The organism is Streptomyces sp. bgisy100 (assembly GCF_057709105.1).
This window is the reverse complement of record NZ_JBYITE010000010.1, coordinates 76,723-92,179: the sequence shown is the minus strand read 5'-3', so window position 1 is coordinate 92,179 and position 15,457 is coordinate 76,723. Positions and strand designations below refer to the sequence as shown.

At 71.8% G+C, this 15,457-nt stretch carries 13 protein-coding genes; all 13 read left to right on the top strand.

The window, feature by feature from the left end; genetic code table 11:
- Positions 1-15: 15 nt before the first annotated feature.
- The 13 genes from AC3EQ1_RS09635 (at position 16) to AC3EQ1_RS09575 (ending at position 15,398) form a co-directional block, all read left to right on the top strand.
- Positions 16-918, top strand: a complete 903-nt coding sequence (locus tag AC3EQ1_RS09635) for a GNAT family N-acetyltransferase (RefSeq protein ID WP_432093884.1) — start codon at positions 16-18, stop codon at positions 916-918.
- 334 nt (positions 919-1,252) lie between these two features.
- Complete coding sequence (locus AC3EQ1_RS09630) at positions 1,253-1,426, top strand: hypothetical protein (protein WP_432093883.1); 174 nt, start codon at positions 1,253-1,255, stop codon at positions 1,424-1,426.
- Positions 1,423-1,890: a hypothetical protein gene (locus AC3EQ1_RS09625; RefSeq protein ID WP_432093882.1), complete on the top strand. Its 468-nt coding sequence runs from the start codon at positions 1,423-1,425 to the stop codon at positions 1,888-1,890. Before AC3EQ1_RS09630 ends, AC3EQ1_RS09625 begins: the two co-directional genes overlap by 4 nt.
- Positions 1,891-2,570: 680 nt before the next feature.
- Positions 2,571-4,757 carry an excinuclease ABC subunit UvrC gene (gene uvrC, locus AC3EQ1_RS09620; protein WP_432093881.1) on the top strand — a complete coding sequence of 729 codons (2,187 nt, stop codon included), beginning with the start codon at positions 2,571-2,573 and terminating at the stop codon, positions 4,755-4,757.
- A complete protein-coding gene (rapZ, locus tag AC3EQ1_RS09615; RefSeq protein ID WP_432093880.1) occupies positions 4,754-5,683 on the top strand; it encodes an RNase adapter RapZ in 930 nt (309 codons plus the stop codon). Before uvrC ends, rapZ begins: the two co-directional genes overlap by 4 nt.
- A gap of 266 nt (positions 5,684-5,949) precedes the next feature.
- The gene (locus AC3EQ1_RS09610) at positions 5,950-6,966 is read left to right on the top strand and encodes a gluconeogenesis factor YvcK family protein (protein ID WP_432093954.1); all 1,017 of its coding nucleotides are present in this window, start codon (positions 5,950-5,952) and stop codon (positions 6,964-6,966) included.
- On the top strand, positions 6,957-7,946 hold the full coding sequence (gene whiA, locus AC3EQ1_RS09605; RefSeq protein ID WP_351507247.1) for a DNA-binding protein WhiA: 990 nt from the start codon (positions 6,957-6,959) through the stop codon (positions 7,944-7,946). The genes AC3EQ1_RS09610 and whiA overlap by 10 nt, the downstream gene beginning before the upstream one ends.
- 297 nt (positions 7,947-8,243) lie before the next feature.
- On the top strand, positions 8,244-11,192 hold the full coding sequence (locus AC3EQ1_RS09600; protein WP_432093879.1) for a M14 family metallopeptidase: 2,949 nt from the start codon (positions 8,244-8,246) through the stop codon (positions 11,190-11,192).
- A 128-nt stretch (positions 11,193-11,320) separates the two neighbouring features.
- A complete protein-coding gene (gap, locus tag AC3EQ1_RS09595; protein ID WP_432093878.1) occupies positions 11,321-12,325 on the top strand; it encodes a type I glyceraldehyde-3-phosphate dehydrogenase in 1,005 nt (334 codons plus the stop codon).
- A 107-nt stretch (positions 12,326-12,432) separates the two neighbouring features.
- Positions 12,433-13,644, top strand: a complete 1,212-nt coding sequence (locus AC3EQ1_RS09590; protein WP_432093877.1) for a phosphoglycerate kinase — start codon at positions 12,433-12,435, stop codon at positions 13,642-13,644.
- Between the two features lie 98 nt (positions 13,645-13,742).
- Positions 13,743-14,519: a triose-phosphate isomerase gene (gene tpiA, locus AC3EQ1_RS09585; RefSeq protein WP_432093876.1), complete on the top strand. Its 777-nt coding sequence runs from the start codon at positions 13,743-13,745 to the stop codon at positions 14,517-14,519.
- A 149-nt stretch (positions 14,520-14,668) separates the two neighbouring features.
- Entirely contained in the window at positions 14,669-14,899 is a 231-nt protein-coding gene (gene secG / locus AC3EQ1_RS09580; RefSeq protein ID WP_351507256.1) for a preprotein translocase subunit SecG, read from the top strand.
- A gap of 163 nt (positions 14,900-15,062) precedes the next feature.
- A complete protein-coding gene (locus AC3EQ1_RS09575; RefSeq protein ID WP_351507258.1) occupies positions 15,063-15,398 on the top strand; it encodes an RNA polymerase-binding protein RbpA in 336 nt (111 codons plus the stop codon).
- The last annotated feature ends 59 nt before the right edge of the window (positions 15,399-15,457 follow it).

Genomic DNA, 15,457 nt, shown 5'->3' with positions numbered 1-15,457 from the left:
AGGATCACTTCACCCATGACTGAACTGGTCATCCGTCCGCTCACCGCGGGCGAGACTCCCCTCTTCACCTCCCTGCCCGACCCGGGCCTGGTCGGCCGCGCCGTTCTCGGCGACAGCTACGGAATGGTCGCCGACGGCGGCCAGTACCGGCCGGAATGGACCTGGGTCGCTCTGCGCGACGGCGTCGTGGTCGCTCGCGCGGCCTGGTGGGCCAAGCCCGGGGACGACGAACCCATCGCCCTCGACTGGTTCGACTTCACCGACCACGAAGCCGCTGTCCAGTTGCTGCGCGCCGCACCTCTGCACGCCGAGTACAGCCTGCTGCTGCCGCCCGGCTGGCGCGACGAGCCGGAGGTGCGGGCCGCAGCCGAGGCCCGGACGGCCGCGGCCGAGGCGGCCGGCCTCCGGAAGCTGGTCGAGCGCTACCGCTACACCTGGACCTCCGACTGCCCGCTCCCCGAGCGCACCGGGCGCCTGGAGTACCGGCCCGAGCCGGACGACGACGTCATCCGGGGCCTGGTGCGCCGGATCCAGGAAGGCTCGTTGGACGCCCACGACCTGAACGACATCGCGACGCACGGCAGGGCCGGCGCGGTCGAGGAACTCCTGACCGTCCTCAGCTGGATGCCTTCCCCACGGGACTGGTGGCGCGTGGCCTACGACCCGGCCGGCGAGATGGTGGGCTTCCACGTCCCCGCCCGCAACCCGTCGGGCTCCTGCATCGGTTTCATCGGCGTCCTCCCCGAGCGGCGCGGCCACGGCTATGCCTACGACCTGCTGGTCGAGTGCACACAGGACCTGGTGGCACGGGGCGCGACGCGCATCGTGGCCGCGACCGACCAGGGGAACTTCCCGATGGCCGCACATTTCGCGACGGCGGGCTACCCGGTCAGCGAGGAGCGCATCGACTTCGTCTGACCGCAGGCGGCGCAGGGCCGCCGACGGCGTGCCCCGAGCTGCCGTCCGGGCAGCAACATCGGACCAGGGCAGAGCCCCGCCGCCCGGACCGCTGCTCCGATTCGCCCCGCACCCGGGGGAGTTCCGCATCGGGGCAGCGCCGGCCGGCGCGGAGAAATCCGTACTTCCGCGCGTGCTCGACCCCATTAGCGGTACAGCCGGCCCCAACTCCCGTGCAACCTTCGGTCATGCACGAAGCGATCCGACCGGAGCAGCCGTCAAACCCGGGCCGCATGTGCCGGATGACTGCATTACTCCACTGTGCAGACCGGGATCAACTCGGACGAGAGGCGACATGCATGTGATCTACGGTTATGACAATGTCAACGACAGGACCGGGGACGAGATGGCCCAGAACGACCGTCAGCAGGGGGCGATCCGCGCCGGTGCGCCGACAACAGCCGTCATCTCCGGGCCGGCCCTGCACCCAGGGCCGCGCGCCCGACCGGATCGGAGCGTGAAGTTGTGACCGCCCACAGGACCGCCGCCCGTGCGGCCGTGACCGGGGCACTTGCCGCCGTACTGCTGCTGTTCGCGCCACCGCTCCAGGCATCGGCGCGGGCCGCCTCCCCGGCGCGTGCGGTGACCTCGGTGGCCGCGCACTGGGCTCAGGCGGACGCGCAGGCCCGCACGCGGTACGCGGCACCGGCGCACGCTCCGGGACGGGCACAGGACCGGTCCCCGGGCGGGAGCAGGACGGTCGAGGCCCGCCCGGCTCTCCGTCACCCGGCGTACGGCAGTGGGCTGCCCAGCTCCGCGCACGACCGGGACGGCAAGGTCGGCGGCTACGGAACCCCGGGCGGGCCCGCCTCGCCCCCCGGCCGGGCCGTTGACGAGAGCCTGGTGACGGCGGCGTCCGCCGCCACCGCCGTGGCCGCGGTGCTGGCACTCGGACTGAGCGCTGTCGCCGCTCGTCGTCGCAGGTGCCGCTGACCGTCCGCGCTGACCGTCCGCGCCGACCGGCCCGCACTCCGTCGCCGCGGCGTCCCGTTTGTTCGACGGCTGCCCGCCGCCGACTGCGCTGCAGAGCTGCCCGCTCGCCACGGCGGTCGCGTCCGCCCGGCCCGCCCACACGTACCGCGCCGGGGCCACGGCCGCTGTCCCGTGACCACCGCGCCCGGCACCCACCCTGCCCACTCTTCTGGGGCCCGCCCTCTGAGGCCCAGCCCTCCGAGGCCCACTCCTTCGCGGTCCTCCCGCACCGCGGTCCTCCCGCACCGCGGTCCTCCCGCACCGCGGTCCTCCCGCACCGCGGTCCTCCCGCACCGCGGTCCTCCCGTACCTCCACGGATGCCTCGGCTCCTCCCGCGCTCCCGCGCTCCGCACCTCTCCGCCGTCCCACGGGGCTGCGCCCCTCCGTCCTCCCGACGTGCCTGGTCCGGGCTGTCGTGGCCGCTCAGGCCGATGCCGGCGGAACCGGTCGAAGCCCCGCCCCCGCGCCCCCTCCGGTGCCCCTTGCACGCGCTCCGGCGTCACTCCCGGCCCCTCGCCCGCCCGAGCCCCGCCCCGGGGCGCCACCGCTGCTCCGTTGCATGGGACACGTCACACCCGAGTCCCCTCGGCCGACGGTCTCCGGCCGCCGGACTGTCCCCTCCCGCCAGTAGGGTGAGGGCATGGCAGACCCCAGCAGCTACCGACCCAAGCCGGGACAGATCCCCGACTCGCCGGGGGTCTACAGGTTCCGGGACGAGCACGGCCGGGTGATCTACGTCGGGAAGGCGAAGAGCCTGCGTCAGCGGCTCTCCTCGTACTTCCAGGACCTCGCCGGGCTGCACCCGCGGACCCGCACGATGGTCACCACCGCGGCCTCCGTCGAGTGGACGGTCGTCGCCACCGAGGTCGAGGCGCTGCAGCTCGAATACTCCTGGATCAAGGAGTTCGACCCGCGGTTCAACGTCAAATACCGGGACGACAAGAGTTACCCCTCCCTCGCCGTCACCCTGAACGAGGAATTTCCACGCGTTCAGGTGATGCGCGGACCGAAGAGGAAGGGTGTTCGCTACTTCGGCCCCTATGCCCACGCCTGGGCCATCCGGGAGACCGTCGACCTGCTGCTGCGGGTCTTCCCCGTACGCACCTGCTCCGCCGGGGTCTTCAAGCGCTCCGCGCAGATCGGCCGCCCCTGTCTGCTCGGCTACATCGGCAAGTGCTCCGCACCCTGCGTCGGCCGGGTCACTCCGGAGGAGCACCGCGAACTGGCCGACCAGTTCTGCGACTTCATGGCCGGCAGCACCGGGGCGTATCTGCGGCGCCTGGAGAAGCAGATGCAGGACGCCTCGGACGAGCTGGAGTTCGAGAAGGCCGCCCGGCTGCGCGACGACATCGAGGCGCTCCGCCGCGCCATGGAGAAGAACGCGGTCGTCCTCGCCGACGCCACGGACGCCGATCTGATCGCCGTGGCCGAGGACGAACTGGAGGCCGCCGTCCAGATCTTCCACGTCCGCGGCGGCCGGGTGCGCGGTCAGCGCGGCTGGGTCACCGACAAGGTGGAGGCCGTGGACACCGCCGGACTCGTCGAGCACGCCCTCCAGCAGCTGTACGGCGAGGAGACCGGCGAGGGCGTGCCCCGCGAGGTCCTCGTCCCCGCGGTGCCCGAGCCGGCCGATCCGGTCGTGCAGTGGCTCACCGCCCGCCGCGGTTCCAACGTCAGCCTCCGGATACCGCAGCGCGGCGACAAGAAGAACCTGATGGCGACCGTGCAGCGGAACGCCCAGCAGGCCCTGGCGCTGCACAAGACCAAGCGTGCCTCCGATCTGACCACCCGCTCCCGGGCGCTGGAGGAGATCGCCGAAGCCCTGGACCTGGACTCGGCGCCGCTGCGGATCGAGTGCTTCGACGTCTCGCATCTGCAGGGCGACGACGTGGTGGCGTCCATGGTCGTCTTCGAGGACGGCCTCGCCCGGAAGAGCGAGTACCGGCGTTTCCAGATCAAGAGCTTCGCCGGACAGGACGACGTCCGGGCCATGCACGAGGTCATCGGGCGCCGCTTCCGCCGCTACCTCCAGGAGAAGCAGCGGACGGGGGAGTGGGACGAGGAGACCGGCGGCGAAGCCGTCGTCGGCACTGCGTCGCCCACCGCTCCCGAGGGGACCGGCGGCGAAGCCGCCGTTACTGTGTCGCCCACCGGTCCCGAAGCCGTCGGCCCGGCCCTCGTGGAGCCCGGCGCCGTCCCCGCCCCCGTACCGTCCTCGGGCCCGGTCGATCCCGACGCCGACCCCATGGCCGGGGGCCCCGTCGACCCCGAGACCGGCCGGCCGCGGCGCTTCGCCTACCCCCCGCAGCTCGTCGTCGTCGACGGCGGCCGGCCGCAGGTGGCCGCCGCCCGGCGGGCCCTCGACGAGCTGGGCATCGACGATGTCGCCGTCTGCGGCCTCGCCAAGCGTCTGGAGGAGGTCTGGCTCCCGGACGACGAGGATCCGGTGGTGCTGCCGCGCACCAGCGAGGGGCTCTACCTCCTCCAGCGCATCCGCGACGAGGCGCACCGTTTCGCCATCGCCTACCAGCGGAAGAAGCGCAGCAGGAGCATGCGGTCCGGGCCCCTCGAAACGGTCCCCGGCCTCGGCGAGACCCGTCGCCAGGCCCTGCTCAAGCACTTCGGGTCGGTCAAGCGGTTGCGGGCCGCCACGATCGACCAGATCTGCGAGGTGCCCGGCATCGGCCGCAAGACGGCCGAGACGGTCGTGGTGGCGCTCGCCGGTGCGGCTCCGGCCGGGCCCGCGGTGAACACCGCGACGGGAGAGATCATGGAGGACGAGGCCGCAGCCGCGGCGTCCTCGTCGGAACGGGGGCAGGACGGATGAATGACAACGACGGAGACGGAGCACAGGTGAGTACGGGCACGACGGCGGACGGCGCCGACTCCGGAGCCATCCCCGAGCTGGTGATCATCTCGGGTATGTCGGGCGCGGGCCGCAGCACCGCGGCCAAGTGCCTGGAGGACCTCGGCTGGTTCGTGGTCGACAACCTGCCGCCCGCCCTGATTCCCACGATGGTGGACCTCGGCGCCCGCTCGCAGGGCAACGTGGCCCGGATCGCGGTCGTCGTCGACGTCCGCGGCCGGCGGTTCTTCGACAACCTGCGGGAGTCCCTGGCCGACCTGGCCGCCAAGAACGTCAAGCGCCGGGTGATCTTCCTGGAGGCGTCCGACGAGGCACTGGTCCGCCGCTTCGAGTCGGTGCGCCGCCCGCACCCCCTCCAGGGCTCCGGCCGCATCGTGGACGGCATCGTCGCCGAGCGCGACCTGCTGCGCGAGCTGCGCGGCGACGCCGATCTGGTGATCGACACCTCCAGCCTCAACGTCCACGAACTGCGGGCCAAGATGGACGCCCAGTTCGCCGGCGAGGAGGAGCCGGAGCTGCGTGCCACGGTGATGTCCTTCGGCTACAAGTACGGCCTGCCGGTCGACGCCGACCTGGTCGCGGACTGCCGCTTCCTGCCCAACCCGCACTGGGTGCCCGAGCTGCGCCCCTTCACCGGGACCAACGAAGAGGTCTCCAACTACGTCTTCCACCAGCCCGGTGCCAAGGAGTTCCTGGACCGCTACGCCGAACTGCTGCAGCTCATCGCGGCCGGATACCGCCGTGAGGGCAAGCGCTACGTGACGATCGCGATCGGCTGCACCGGTGGCAAGCACCGCAGTGTCGCCATGTCCGAGAAGCTCGCCGCGCGGCTCGCGGCCGAAGGGGTCGAGACCGTGGTCGTCCACCGGGACATGGGGCGCGAGTGAAACGCCGCGACGAGGGCCGGGACGACAGCGCCGCCCCCGCACCGGGCGGGCCTGCCCCGGACACGAGCGGCCGCGCCGCCGAGGGGCCGGCCGGCGCCGAGGAGTGCGCCGACCGGCTCCCGGACGCCGGCCGGGCCGCGGACACCCCCCGGGTCCCGGACACCCCCCGGGCTCCGGGCACCCCTCAAGCCCCGGCCCCCGCCCCGGCCGTCCCGCCGCGGCCGGGCGGCGGGCGCAGCTCGCGGCTCCGTCGGGTCCGGGCGCTCGTGCCGGACCGGGCGGGCCTGCCCACGCGGCGGGCGAACCGCCGGCGCAGCGCTGCCCAGCCCAAGGTCGTCGCGCTCGGCGGCGGCCAGGGCCTGTCGGCCTCGCTGGCCGCGCTGCGCCGCATCACCGGTGATCTCACGGCCGTGGTCACGGTCGCCGACGACGGGGGATCGAGCGGGCGGCTCCGTGACGAGCTGGGCGTGCTGCCGCCCGGCGACCTCCGCAAGGCGCTGGCGGCGCTGTGCGGGGACGACGACTGGGGCCAGACCTGGGCCCGGGTGATCCAGCACCGCTTCGCGAGCGAGGGCGACCTGCACGGCCACGCCGTCGGCAACCTGCTGATCGTCGCGCTGTGGGAACAGCTCGGCGACCACGTCAAGGCACTGGAGTGGGTGGGCCGGCTGCTCGGTGCGCACGGCCGGGTGCTGCCGATGTCGGCGGTGCCGCTGGAGCTCCAGGCACTGGTACGCGGCCACGACCCCGCCGATGCCGAGGCGATCAGCACCGTCCGGGGCCAGGCCACCGTCGCGCTCACGCCCGGCGAGGTCCAGTCCGTTCATCTGGTGCCCAACGACCCGCCGGCCGTGCCCGAGGCCGTGGAGTCGGTTCTCGACGCCGACTGGGTGGTGCTCGGCCCCGGCTCGTGGTTCTCGTCGGTGATCCCGCATCTGCTCGTCCCGGAGCTGCTCACCGCGCTCACCGAGACCAAGGCCCGCCGGGTGCTCTCGCTGAACCTCGCGCCGCAGCCCGGTGAAACCGAGGGGTTCTCCCCGCAGCGTCATTTGGAGGTTTTGGCCCGACACGCCCCTAAACTCGCCTTCGACGTGGTGCTGGCCGACGAGGCCGCCGTGCCCGACCGGAAGAGCCTGACCGAGGCCGCCCAGCGCCTGGGCGGCACGGTCGAGCTGGCGCCGGTGGCCGCGCCGGACAGTTCCTCCAAGCACGACCCGGAGCTGCTGGCCGCCGCGTACGACCGTATTTTTCGGATGCATGGAAGGATCGGCCCATGGCGATGACGGCAGCGGTGAAGGACGAGATCTCCCGACTACCCGTCACCCGGACCTGCTGCCGGAAGTCGGAGGTTTCGTCGATCCTGCGGTTCGCGGGCGGGTTGCACCTGGTCAGCGGCCGGATCGTGATCGAGGCGGAGCTGGACACCGGCATCGCCGCCCGCCGCCTGCGCAAGGACATCCTGGAGATCTTCGGGCACGCGTCCGACCTGGTGGTGATGGCCCCGGGCGGGCTGCGGCGCGGCAGCCGTTACGTCGTTCGGGTGGTGGCGGGCGGTGACCAGCTGGCACGGCAGACCGGGCTGGTCGACGGCCGCGGCCGCCCGATCCGCGGGCTGCCGCCCCAGGTGGTCTCCGGTGCGACCTGTGACGCCGAGGCCGCCTGGCGCGGCGCGTTCCTGGCCCACGGCTCGCTCACCGAGCCCGGCCGTTCCTCGTCCCTGGAGGTCACCTGCCCCGGGCCGGAGGCCGCGCTCGCCCTGGTCGGCGCCGCCCGCCGGCTCGGCATCGGGGCCAAGGCCCGTGAGGTGCGCGGTGTGGACCGGGTCGTCGTACGGGACGGCGACGCGATCGGCGCGCTGCTGACCCGGCTCGGCGCCCATGAGTCGGTGCTGGCCTGGGAGGAGCGGCGGATGCGCCGTGAGGTCCGGGCGACGGCCAACCGGCTCGCCAACTTCGACGACGCGAACCTGCGCCGCTCGGCGCGGGCCGCCGTCGCCGCCGGGGCGCGGGTCCAGCGGGCCCTGGAGATCCTCGGCGAGGAGGTGCCCGAGCACCTCGCCGCCGCCGGACGGCTGCGCATGGAGCACAAGCAGGCTTCGCTGGAGGAGCTGGGCGCGCTCGCCGATCCGCCGCTGACGAAGGACGCCGTCGCGGGCCGTATCCGCCGGCTGCTGGCGATGGCCGACAAGCGGGCCCAGGACCTCGGCATTCCGGGGACGGAGTCCAATCTGACGGAGGAGATGGCCGACGGCATGGTCGGCTGAAGCCGGAAGCCGGAAGCCGGAAGCCGGAAGCCGGAAGCCGGAAGCCGGAAGCCCGTCGGTCGGCGGCCCCGTGACCCCTGGAGGGTGCGGGGCCGCCGTCCTTTCCGGGCACTGCCCGGCGCGGCTCCGCCCGTGGTGCCCGCCCTCGTGCTGACCTGATCATCGGACCCCGGCAGGCCGCCGGAACCCCCCGTCGGCCGTGCCCGCGCGGCGCGACCGGCCCTATTGACATGATCATGCAGCGTCACAAGCCTGTCGTCAGCGCACAACCGTGACGGACTACAGCAAGGGGGGCTCATGAGACGCAAGGCGAGATCGATCCTCGCAGCGGCTTCACTGCTGCTGGGATTAGTGGTGGCCGCACCTGCCGCCCAGGCCCGGCCGGGCAACGGCCCGGACGGCGACGAAGTCTCCGTGTGGAACGCGGACGTGACCAGGGAACAGATCCCGCTGCTGCTCCGGGCCGGCGCCGACGGCCACGAACTGGGCGAGCGGGCACCGGCGACGGGCACCACGAAGGTCGAACTGGTGCTCACCGGCCGGCAGGCCGCAGAGCTGCGCCACCAGGGCGTCGACCTCGAACGGCGCACCCTCTCCAGCACGGCCGAGCACCGCCTCGCGGCCGCCGGGGACGGGGTGTTCCGCCCGTACAGCGGCGAGAACGGTCTGCAGCAGGAGATCCTCGCCACCGCGCGGGCGCACCCGGACATCACCAAGGCCGTCAGCATCGGAAAGACCGTCGGCGGCAAGGACATCCTCGCCCTCAAGGTCGGCAAGGGCGCGCGGAAGGTCCGGGACGGCGCCAGGCCCGCGGTGCTGTACATGTCCAACCAGCACGCCCGCGAGTGGATCACCCCGGAGATGACCCGCCGGCTGATGCACCACTACCTGGACGGGTACGGCCGGGACCGCCGGATCACCGGGATCGTGGACTCCACCGAGCTGTGGTTCGTGCTCTCCGCCAACCCCGACGGATACGACTTCAGCTTCACTCCGGGCAACCGGCTGTGGCGCAAGAACCTCCACGACAACAACGGTGACGGGAAGATCGCCCCCGGCGACGGCGTCGACCTCAACCGCAATTTCGCCTACAAGTGGGGCTACGACAACGAGGGTTCCTCGCCCGACCCGGCCGATGAGACCTTCCGCGGCAGCGGCGCCATGTCCGAGCCGGAGACCAAGGCGATCGACCGTCTCCAGAAGCGCATCGGCTTCGAGTACGGCATCAACTACCACTCGGCCGCGGAACTGATCCTCTACGGCGTCGGCTGGCAGGTCGCGACCGAGACCCCGGACGACGTCCTCTACAAGGCGCTGGCCGGCACCCCGGAGAAGCCCGCGGTCCCCGGCTACCGCCCCCAGGTCTCGTCCGAGCTCTACACCACCAACGGTGAAGCGGACGGCCACGCGGGCAACGCCAACGGGATGATGATGTTCACCCCGGAGATGTCCACCTGTGCCACGGCGTCGCGGGTCGACCCGAACGACGCCTGGAACGCCGCCGACTGCCCGTCGGGCTTCAACTTCCCCGACGACCGCAAGCTGATCGAGCAGGAGTTCCGCAAAAACGTGCCCTTCGCGCTGGCCGTCGCCGAGACCGCCGCGCACCCGGACCGGCCCAGCTCGCCCGTCGGCATGGAGGCCCCGGACTTCACCCCGGACGCCTTCACCACCTCCTACGCCCGCGGCGCCGCCCAGCAGGTCTCCGTCACCGCACGCAAGAGCGTCCGGGCCAAGCAGCTCAACTACCGCATCGACGGCGGCCGTACGCACACCGCTCGCCTCAAGGCCTGGAAGGGCGGCGAGACCTATGGCGGCGACGACAACATCCGCTTCGACCAGTACCGGGCGAAGGTCACCGGAGCGCGCACCGGCGACAAGGTGACCGTCTGGTTCACCGGCCGCACCCGCGCGGGCAAGCGGACCGAGAGCACCCCCTTCACCTACGCCGTCGCGAAGCGCCCCGCGGCGGACACCCTGGTCATCGCCGAGGAGGGCGGCACCGGCGCGGCCCGGCACACGGCCGCGTACACCCGGGCGCTCGCCGACAACGGGCGCAAGGCCGTCGTCTGGGACGTCGCCACCCAGGGAACCCCGCATCACCTCGGCATCCTCGACCACTTCCGCACCGTGCTCTGGTACACCGGCGCCGAGCGGCCCGGCGGCTCGACGCTGCTCGCCGTGCGGGACTTCCTCAACGAGGGCGGAAAGCTCATCACCACCGGCGAGAAGGCGGGCGGCGCGTCCACGGTCGGACGGGCCGCCACCGACGACTTCAGCCAGTACTACCTCGGTGCCTCCGGCCGCATCTCGGTGAAGTCCCCGGACCGGTTCGCCGGAACCGGACGGCTCGGCGGGACCACGGCCCGCCTCGGCGACGCCGAGGGCAATCCGCTGGACGGCGCGGGCGCCTACACCGTCACCTCCGACGAACTGCCGCCCGCGGACTTCCCGCAGTTCCGCAGCGCCGCCGCGGGCGACTACCCCGGCGTGCGGACCCCGTTCCAGCCGTACGAGGGCGACTGGTTCGCCGCCGCCCGGCACCAGGACAACTCCTGGATGCGGCTGTCCCGCACCGTCGATCTGACCGGCACGGACGCCGCCGCGGAGCCGACGCTGGACTTCCGGCTCAGCTACGACACCGAGCGGGACTACGACAACGTGATCGTCGAGGCGCACACCGTGGGCCAGGACGACTGGACGACCCTGCCCGACAAGCGCGGCGGCACCGGCACGGAGGTGCCCGCCGACTGCACCGAGGGCTTCTACCTCCGCGGCCACCCCTTCCTGTCGCACTACCTCACCCAGGGCGAGGACGCCTGCCGGGCCACCGGCAGCAGCGGCAGCTGGAACCGGTTCACCGGCTCCTCCGACGGCTGGCGGTCCGTCGCGTTCGACCTGAGCGGCTACGCCGGCAAGAAGGTCGAGCTGTCGGTCTCCTACGTCACCGACCCGGGCACCGGCGGGCGCGGCGTGTTCGTCGACAACACCCGTCTGCTCACCAGCGGCACCCCCGGGCAGACCGAGGGATTCGAGCAGGCGCTCGGTCCCTGGGCGGTTCCCGGCGCGCCGGCCGGCAGCCCCGCGAGCACCACCGACTGGGCTCGTTCCCGGGAGCTGTTCCACGCCTCGTCGGCCGTGACCACGCGCGACACGGTGCTGCTCGGCTTCGGTCTGGAGCATGTGAACGGCGCCCAGGAGCGGGCACAGGTGGTACGGACAGCACTGCGCGCCCTGTGCCGCTGACCGTGCGTGTCCCCGGCCGCCCGATGTCGCCGGTCCCCCCGTCGAAGGGGGTAGGGTCGGGGGTGGTCGGGGACATCCCATACAGCTCGCCGGGTTCCAGACCGGCGTACCAACGAGGAGATCGGTTCGTGACGATCCGCGTAGGAATCAATGGCTTCGGCCGCATCGGCCGCAACTACTTCCGGGCTCTCCTGGAGCAGGGTGCGGACATCGAGATCGTCGGTGTCAACGACCTGACCGACAACGCCACCCTGGTGCACCTGCTCAAGTACGACTCGATCCTCGGCCGGCTGAAGCAGGACGTCAGCCACACCGAGGACACCATCACGGTCGGCAACCAGACCTTCCGGACGATGGCCGAGCGCGACCCGGCGCAGCTCCCCTGGGGTGAGCTGGGCGCCGACATCGTCGTCGAGTCCACCGGCATCTTCACCAAGCGTGACGACGCGGCCAAGCACCTGGCCGCCGGCGCGAAGAAGGTCCTCATCTCGGCCCCGGCCAAGAACGAGGACATCACCATCGTGATGGGCGTCAACCAGGACAAGTACGACGCGGCCAACCACCACGTCATCTCCAACGCCTCCTGCACCACCAACTGTGTGGCGCCGATGGCCAAGGTGCTCGACGAGAGCTTCGGCATCGTCAAGGGCATGATGACGACCGTCCACGCGTACACCAACGACCAGCGCATCCTCGACTTCCCGCACTCGGACCTGCGCCGCGCCCGGGCCGCCGCGGAGAACATCATCCCCACCTCCACCGGCGCCGCGAAGGCCACCGCTCTGGTGCTCCCGCAGCTCAAGGGCAAGCTGGACGGCATCGCCATGCGTGTCCCGGTCCCCACCGGCTCGGTGACCGACCTCGTCATCGAGCTCGACCGCGAGGTCACCAAGGACGAGATCAACTCGGCCTTCCAGAAGGCCGCCGAGGGTCAGCTCAAGGGCATCCTGGAGTACACCGAGGACCCGATCGTCTCCTCGGACATCGTGAACTGGCCGGCCTCCTGCACCTTCGACGCCGGCCTCACCATGGCCCAGGGCAAGCAGGTCAAGGTCGTCGGCTGGTATGACAACGAGTGGGGCTACTCCAACCGCCTGGTGGACCTGACCACCTTCGTCGGCGGGCGGCTCTGACCCCAGCGGCCTTACGACACCTCGATGTGAGTGGCAGGGCTCGCGCAGCGCACAGCGCGCCGCACGGGCCCTGCCGCTTGTCTCGGCACCCAAGGAGTCCAGGAAACATGAAGACGATCGACGACCTCATCGACGGCGGTGTGGCGGGCCGGCGCGTATTCGTCCGCGCCGACCTGAATGTGCCGCTCGACGGCACCACCATCACCGACGACGGCCGGATCCGTGCCGTCGTGCCGACCGTCGCCAAGCTCGCCGAGGCCGGCGCCAAGGTGGTGGTCGCCTCGCACCTGGGACGTCCCAAGGGCGCCCCGGACCCGCAGTTCTCCCTCGCCCCGGCCGCCAAGCGGCTGGCCGAACTCCTCGGCAGGGGCGTGGCGTTCGCGACCGACACCGTCGGTGAGTCCGCCCGCACCACCGTCGCCGCGCTGGCCGACGGCCAGGTCGCGCTGCTGGAGAACCTGCGCTTCAACGCGGGAGAGACCAGCAAGGACGACGCCGAGCGCGGCGCGTTCGCCGACAGCCTCGCCGAGCTGGCCGACGTTTACGTCGGCGACGGCTTCGGTGCGGTGCACCGCAAGCACGCCTCGGTCTACGACCTCCCGGCCCGGCTCCCGCACGCCGCGGGTTACCTGATCGCCGCCGAGGTGGACGTGCTCAAGCGCCTCACCGAGGACGTCGAACGCCCGTACGCCGTGGTGCTCGGCGGTGCCAAGGTCTCGGACAAGCTCGGCGTCATCGACCACCTGCTGGAGAGGGCCGACCGCATCCTCATCGGCGGCGGCATGGCGTACACCTTCCTCAAGGCCCAGGGCCACGAGGTCGGCATCTCGCTCCTCCAGGAGGACCAGATCCCGACGGTCCGGGAGTACCTGGAGCGCGCCGCGGCCAAGGGAGTGGAGTTCGTGCTCCCGGTCGACGTCCTGGTCTCGCCCGAGTTCCCGGACCTGAAGACCAAGGCCCCGGCCAACCCCACGGTCGTCGCCGCCGACGCCATCCCGGCCGACCAGGAGGGCCTGGACATCGGGCCGCGCACCCGCGAGCTGTACGCCGCGAAGCTCGCCGACGCGGCCACCGTCTTCTGGAACGGCCCGATGGGTGTCTTCGAGCACCCCGACTTCGCCGGGGGCACCGCCGCGGTCGCCCAGGCCCTGGTCGACAGCTCTGCCTTCACCGTCGTCGGCGGTGGCGACTCGGCCGCGGCCGTGCGCACCCTGGGCTTCGACGAGAAGGCCTTCGGTCACATCTCGACCGGCGGCGGAGCGAGCCTGGAGTACCTCGAAGGCAAGACGCTCCCCGGCCTCGCGGCGCTCGAGGACTGACCGCCGGGGCGCACGCCCCCGCGGCCTGCGGGCCGCGCACCGACACGAGTCCCGTCCGCGCGCCGCGCGGGCGGGGACGAGAACCAGAAAGGACGGACATGACCAGCCGCACCCCGCTCATGGCGGGCAACTGGAAGATGAAGCTCAACCACCTCGAGGCCATCGCCCATGTCCAGAAGCTCGCCTTCGCCCTGAGCGACAAGGACTACGAGGACGTCGAGGTCGCCGTCCTGCCGCCCTTCACCGACCTGCGTTCGGTGCAGACCCTGGTCGACGGCGACAAGCTCAAGATCAAGTACGGCGCCCAGGACCTCTCGGCGCACGACGAGGGCGCCTACACCGGCGAGATCTCCGGCGGCATGCTGGCCAAGCTCAAGTGCAGCTACGTGGCGATCGGCCACTCCGAGCGACGGCAGTACCACCAGGAGGACGAGCCCCTGGTGAACGCCAAGGTCAAGGCCGCGTTCCGGCACGACCTCACCCCGATCCTCTGCGTCGGTGAGGGCCTGGACGTCCGCAAGGCGGGCAACCAGGTCGCGCACACCCTCGCCCAGGTCGACGGGGCCCTGGAGGGCGTACCGGCGGAGCAGGCCGAGACCATCGTGATCGCCTACGAGCCGGTCTGGGCCATCGGCACCGGCGAGGTGGCCACGCCCGAGGACGCCCAGGAGGTCTGCGGGGCGATCCGCGGCCGGCTGGCCGAGCTGTACACCCAGGAGCTGGCCGACAAGGTCCGCATCCAGTACGGCGGCTCCGTGAAGTCCGGCAACGTCGCCGCGATCATGGCGCAGCCCGACGTGGACGGCGCCCTGATCGGCGGGGCGGCACTGGATGTCGACGAGTTCGTCAAGATCGTCCGCTTCCGCGACCAGTAAGTAGGCCGAAGGCGGTACTCCGAAGTACCCTGTCGGGGGTCGAGGCAGCGCGCTGCAGCTGCCCGGCCCCCGATTGCTCGATCAAGACCCGATTGTTCGATCAAGAGCAGCGTCCGTCACCGTCCGAGAGAGTTGGTCCAGCCGTGGTTATGGGGTTCTCGATCGCCCTGATCGTCTTCAGCGCGCTGATGATGCTGCTGGTGCTGATGCACAAGGGGAAGGGCGGCGGTCTGTCCGACATGTTCGGCGGCGGCATGCAGTCCTCCGTCGGTGGCTCGTCGGTCGCCGAGCGGAACCTGGACCGGATCACGGTCGTGGTCGGTCTGCTGTGGTTCGCGTGCATTGTGGCCCTCGGCGTGCTGATGAAGTTCGACTCCTGACACACCGTCGTCCCTGCGGCATATCATGAGGGCTTGCGTCCTCGAGGAGTGGTATGTAACTCCTGCCACTGGACGCGCGTTGGGCCTTACGTAGACTGGAGCGCCCCGGCAGCGGAGCTGCCTATCAATGCTTCGCGGCACCATGACGCAGGGAGTTACGACCGTGGCAAGTGGCAACGCGATCCGTGGAAGTCGGGTCGGAGCGGGGCCGATGGGGGAGGCCGAGCGGGGCGAATCCGCACCGCGCCTCCGCATCTCCTTCTGGTGCTCCAACGGGCACGAGACACAGCCGAGCTTCGCCAGCGACGCGCAGGTTCCCGAGACCTGGGACTGCCCCCGCTGTGGCTTCCCCGCCGGGAAGGACCGGGAGAGCCCGCCGGACCCGCCGCGCACCGAGCCGTACAAGACACACCTCGCGTACGTCCGGGAGCGGCGCAGCGACGCCGACGGCGAGGCGATTCTCGCCGAGGCGCTCGCCAAGCTCCGCGGCGAGATCTAGGCCCTCCGGACGTCGTCCCCGAGCTCACCCGGGCGCCTCCCGCGCCCCGTCAGCCGTTC

Excerpts from the sequence above, each read along its gene's own strand:
- AC3EQ1_RS09635 (WP_432093884.1), top strand. The coding sequence starts at position 16 with ATGACTGAACTGGTCATCCGTCCGCTCACCGCGGGCGAGACTCCCCTC.
- AC3EQ1_RS09630 (WP_432093883.1), top strand. The coding sequence starts at position 1,253 with ATGCATGTGATCTACGGTTATGACAATGTCAACGACAGGACCGGGGAC.
- uvrC (WP_432093881.1), top strand. The coding sequence starts at position 2,571 with ATGGCAGACCCCAGCAGCTACCGACCCAAGCCGGGACAGATCCCCGAC.
- rapZ (WP_432093880.1), top strand. The coding sequence starts at position 4,754 with ATGAATGACAACGACGGAGACGGAGCACAGGTGAGTACGGGCACGACG.
- whiA (WP_351507247.1), top strand. The coding sequence starts at position 6,957 with ATGGCGATGACGGCAGCGGTGAAGGACGAGATCTCCCGACTACCCGTC.
- AC3EQ1_RS09600 (WP_432093879.1), top strand. The coding sequence starts at position 8,244 with ATGAGACGCAAGGCGAGATCGATCCTCGCAGCGGCTTCACTGCTGCTG.
- AC3EQ1_RS09590 (WP_432093877.1), top strand. The coding sequence starts at position 12,433 with ATGAAGACGATCGACGACCTCATCGACGGCGGTGTGGCGGGCCGGCGC.
- tpiA (WP_432093876.1), top strand. The coding sequence starts at position 13,743 with ATGACCAGCCGCACCCCGCTCATGGCGGGCAACTGGAAGATGAAGCTC.
- secG (WP_351507256.1), top strand. The coding sequence starts at position 14,669 with ATGGGGTTCTCGATCGCCCTGATCGTCTTCAGCGCGCTGATGATGCTG.